Origin of the sequence: Devosia sp., from assembly GCF_041917035.1 — a bacterium.
Taxonomy (GTDB): Bacteria; Pseudomonadota; Alphaproteobacteria; order Rhizobiales; family Devosiaceae; genus Devosia_A.
Window position 1 is genome coordinate 1 of sequence record NZ_JAYRYM010000287.1, and the last position, 4360, is coordinate 4360.

Sequence of the window (4360 nt, forward strand, 5' to 3'; positions counted from 1 at the left end):
GCCGGATCGCCGGCCTCGAGCGATCGGCCCGCCTCGCGCACCGACCAGTCGCGGAAGCGGGTGAGGGCCCCGATCAGTTCGTGCCGCAGCCCGTTGACGCGCCGCTGCTGCTCCCCGGTCAGTTCCTCCTCCTCGAAGGCATGCACGAGGATGAGGATGGGTCCCTCGGCCGGGCCGGGTGCGGTCAACGGCACCGGGGTACCGAGGGGTGCCGACTTGATCTGGGCCACGTAGGCCTGGGTTTCCGGCCCCGGCTCCATGTCGAAGTCACGATCGAGCAGCGTCCACAGCTCGTTGTAGAGGCGCAGGGCGCCCGCCACATCGCCCCGCGCCATGGTCGCCCGCATCAGTCTGCGGCAGGCTTCCTCGTTGGTCGGATCGATGTTGCGCAGTGCCGTCGCGGCCCGCTCCGCCAGATCCGGCCGCTCCGCCACAAGGAGATGGCGCAGTTCGTGCAGCGCAGCCGAACGGATACTCTCGCGCTGCACGGCCAGCCAGTAGTCGAAGGCCGGGTCGACGCCCTCGACGTCGCCGAGGAAGCTGTCGAACGGATCGGCGCGATCGACCAGCACGTCCGGCACTTCCCCCGCCTTGAGCGCCGCGACGAGGAGCGGGGCATCCATCGCCACCTGCATCGCCAGCCAGACGTCCTCGCGATCCGACTGGACGAGATCGGCCGCCGTGGCGAGCTCCCGCTTGAGGGTGAGCAGTTGCTGGCGCAGCGAGACGCGGGCGTCGTGCTCGCTTGCCTCGCTCCACAGCAGCCCGGCGAGTTGGGTGCGCCGCAGCCGCTGCAGCGGCGCTAGGGCCAGACAGGCGAGGATGGCGCGCGACTTGCGGCTGCGGATCGACGGCACGCTGTCGCCCACGACGAGCCGGAAGGCCCCCAGGCTGTGCAGGTGCGCCTTCTCACCGGCGCGCACCTCCCCGGCCACCTGATCCATACTCGCGCTCACAGCAGCGCCACCCGCGCCGGGTCCTCGGCAACCCAGCGCGCCTCATCGGGAATCCCGGCGAGGGCGGGGATGATCACTTTGGCGACCGGCAACCCGACCCGGGGCGTCGACAGATCGACGGCAAAGGCGTCGCCCCAGCGCGTCGCGATGTCGGCCCCGCTCTCGGCCGGATGGAGACGCACCCCGCGGAGCGCGAAGGCCGGCTCGTCGCCGCCGAGGCAGGTGGCGCGGCGCAGCGCCCGCTGGTCGGCCTCGCCGAGCGGCAGGCCGCGATCCGTCCTGTAGGCGATGAGCCGCAGCCCGGCCTCCATCTGCAGCAATTCGCGCACCGCCCGCTGGGCCGCGACCAGCGGATCGCGACCGGCGGCAAAGCCGAAGGCTGCCCCCTTTCCCTCGGCGGCGAAGGAGCAGGCGACAATGGTCGGCGCCCCGGGCTCCACCGAAATATCGAGCAGGCGCGTGACGCGCCCGGCGGCACTGCCCCGCAACCGTTCCAAGTAGTCGCGCGCGGCCTCTTCGAGCGCTGGATCGAGCCCCTGGGGCGGGACGCCACCGTGCCACCAGCAGGCCACGGCATGCCGTTCGAGGACCTCCCAGGCGGCCGCGTCGATCGCCTCCTCCAACGTCCGGCCTGCCGCGCAGCCCGAGCCGAGCATCGGATCCGCCTCCTCGCCGGAGCGCCTCAGGCAGGCCGAAGCGGGGATTCCCACCGGCGCGCCATCGGCGAGGCGGACGCCCGCGACCAGCTCATCGGCGACGCCCGCGAACGCCGCGGGCGGCGCGCCGGCACCGCCGCGCCGGGGATCGCCGGGCGGACTGAGCTGCGACAGGTACTCGGCGGCCTCCCCCTCGCAGCGCCGCATCGCCACGCCGCCATCAAGATCGCACCCGGCCACGTCGATGCCCGGAAACCCGGCGAAGGCGGAATCGACCTCCTCTGGCCGGACCGAGGCGCAGATCAGCCGGATGTTCCCGGCGTCCGGGCAGACGAGCTGGAACGGCTCGTGCAGCAATGGCCGACGAGCCGGCGCGCGCTGCACAGCAGACTGGCCCGCTGCCCAGACCATCAACAGCTCTCCCATTTCGCTCGACCCGCCGGCGTCACTGGCTCACCTTTGCAGCACTGGCTGCGCGACACGCGCGCGCGTGCAGTATCTGTGGAATGACAGTGAAGACGGGCGGCAGGATGAAGCAGACGACGCCCGAATACCAGTCCCGTGACGAAAGCAACATCTCGCAGCGGCCCCGGAAGGAGAACGGCTTTCCAACATTCCGTCGCCGGCCGGCATGGCGTTGACGCCCGTCTCACGCCGGCCTCCCGGCCATCCGGCGCCAAGCGGGCAAGCATTTCGGATTTTCAGCGGCCAAGAGGGTCTCGTGTCTCGACCGTCCTCGCTCTCCTATCGGCGCGTGACGGCCGATGTCTCGGGTGTCCTCGCAGCGCTGCTCGGCGAAACCGGTCGACTCGAAACGTCCGCCTACGCCCCCGGGCTGGTGCCGGCGCTGCCGCCCCCCGGCGGCTGGGCCGAACGGAGCGGACCCAGCTGGGCCGGACTGCTGAAGCTGGCCGAGGCCCGCCTGCACGCGCTGCGCCCCGAGTACCGCCTGCTGCGCGTCACCCCGACCGATGGCCACCGCACCTGGCGGCTGCCGCTGTCGATCGCGACGCACCTGCTGACCGAGAAGATTCTCTCGGCCAATGACGGCCGGTGCTCGGCGGCCCGCCCGGACGGGTAAGTCCCGCTATTTCGGCAGCTTGTCGATATCCTTGCGGATGTCGGAGAACTTCCGGCCCTCGTAGGGGATATTGTTGACGATGGCGAGGTGCCGCAGGCGATCCTGCAGCGCCACCATAACGTCCCTGAGCGGCATGCAATCGGAACCCTCGACGCCATACTGGCTGGCCAGCCGCCGGAAATACTGGTGCCGCGCCTCCTCGAGCGCCTTCTGCTGCACGAGGACATTGTCGAGCCCGGCCAGCATGTCCGAGACGATGGCGCTGGAATAGATCTCCTTGACCGACCAGGTGACTTCCGGACCGGCGACGATTTCCTGGCCGAGCACCTCCTGCTTGCCGCCCACCGCAACCCCGCCGTAGAAATCGACCCCGGCGAGGAAGCGCTCGATCCCCACATTCCACGGCAGCAGCGTGCCGGGAGGCAGGACCTTGTAGGGCTTGGGATCGGCGACGACGTCGGTGTCGATGATCGCCCTTGTATCGTACTCGAAGCCGAACTTGCCCTCGGCCTGGACCTGGCCCACTTCCAGCGCCTCGTTGGAATAGCCGATCTTGAACTTGCCGTTCCAGGCACGGTTCTCCATCCCGATGGCGAACTCGAGGTTCTGGCCCTTGCCCCTGACGGGCAACTTGACCACCACCTCGGTGGGCGTGAACCGCCCCTCCTTGGGATCGAACACGAATGCGACCTCACCGCCCTTGAATTCGATGCGGGCGTCCAGGTTGCCCGACCACGCCGCGGTCCAGGCATGCTGGCCGGCGCCGGCGATGAACTCGGCCCCGGTCCTCGCAGTATAGGCGGTACCATCGACCATGGCGCCAACCATCCGGTCAGTGATAGCCATCGCCTTGGCGGCGAGCGCGGCCAGCAGGGAGCGATCCTCGGGGCCGAGCAGATAGATGATGCGGCCGGGGTCGATGTCCCTGAACAGGGCCGGCATCACCTCGTAGTTGAGCGCGCTGGCAAAGCTCGGCGACGCCGCGGCGGCACAGGTGACCGGCGGCCTCGGCGCTGCCGCCGCGATCGCCTCGAGCACCGTCCGCCCGTCCTCGAGCGGATAGGCCGCCGCGCACGAGCCGGCCCGCTCGCCCGCGAGCCCGCGAAACTCGGTGCCGCCCAGGGGCCCGATCCGACGGCAGGACGTGCCGGCCGGCCCTTCGGTGAAGTAGTGAAAGCCGTATTCGCCCGGGCACAGGCAATCGAGGAAGGCGGGCGACGGCGCGACGCCGACCTTGGCGAACAGCTGCTGCAGCTTGCTGCCGTCGAGCCTGGCTATGGCACTGGCGACCGCCTGCTGGTCGGCGGGCAGCGGCTCCTGGGCCGGGGCCGGTTGCGGCGCGAGAGCGGCAAGAACCAGCAGCAGGGACGTGGCGAACGGCTTCATGGCAGCGTGCTCCCCAGTTCGCCGAGGAACTGGCCCGGGTCGAAATCGGCATCGTCGACGAAGTACCAGCGGTCGGCCATGGTCATGCCGGGCGGCGTGGCGAGGCCGCGGGTGATGCGGCGCAGCACCATCGCGGCCGGCGCGTTTTCCTGCAAGGCATGGGCGAGGATGGTGGCGTAGTAGGCGTAGCCGGCATTGACCGGCATGTCGGCGCACACGCTCGGCCCCGCCACCAGCCGCAGACAGGTCCGGCCGTCGACGAACTCGTAGATCAGCGTACC

General features: G+C 70.3%; 5 protein-coding genes. 1 reads left to right on the plus strand and 4 read right to left on the minus strand.

Going from position 1 to position 4360, the window contains the following annotated elements:
• Together ACE3TU_RS19485 and ACE3TU_RS19490 are read right to left on the minus strand one after the other, a co-directional pair.
• The coding region (locus ACE3TU_RS19485) for a BTAD domain-containing putative transcriptional regulator (protein WP_374627260.1) at nt 1-944 on the minus strand (944 nt) is incomplete at its 3' end.
• Between the two features lie 8 nt (nt 945-952).
• Nucleotides 953-2023, minus strand: a complete 1071-nt coding sequence (locus tag ACE3TU_RS19490; protein WP_374627262.1) for a YcaO-like family protein — start codon at nt 2021-2023, stop codon at nt 953-955.
• A gap of 310 nt (nt 2024-2333) precedes the next feature.
• Between ACE3TU_RS19490 and ACE3TU_RS19495 the strand changes: the two genes are divergently transcribed.
• The gene (locus ACE3TU_RS19495; protein ID WP_374627264.1) at nt 2334-2693 is read left to right on the plus strand and encodes a hypothetical protein; all 360 of its coding nucleotides are present in this window, start codon (nt 2334-2336) and stop codon (nt 2691-2693) included.
• A 6-nt stretch (nt 2694-2699) separates the two neighbouring features.
• Here ACE3TU_RS19495 and ACE3TU_RS19500 read toward each other — a convergent pair whose 3' ends face one another.
• Both ACE3TU_RS19500 and ACE3TU_RS19505 read right to left on the minus strand, forming a co-directional pair.
• The gene (locus ACE3TU_RS19500; RefSeq protein ID WP_374627266.1) at nt 2700-4079 is read right to left on the minus strand and encodes a hypothetical protein; all 1380 of its coding nucleotides are present in this window, start codon (nt 4077-4079) and stop codon (nt 2700-2702) included.
• Nucleotides 4076-4360, minus strand: a 285-nt coding sequence (locus ACE3TU_RS19505; RefSeq protein ID WP_374627268.1) for a hypothetical protein, incomplete at its 5' end; no start/stop codon positions are given. The genes ACE3TU_RS19505 and ACE3TU_RS19500, both read right to left, overlap by 4 nt.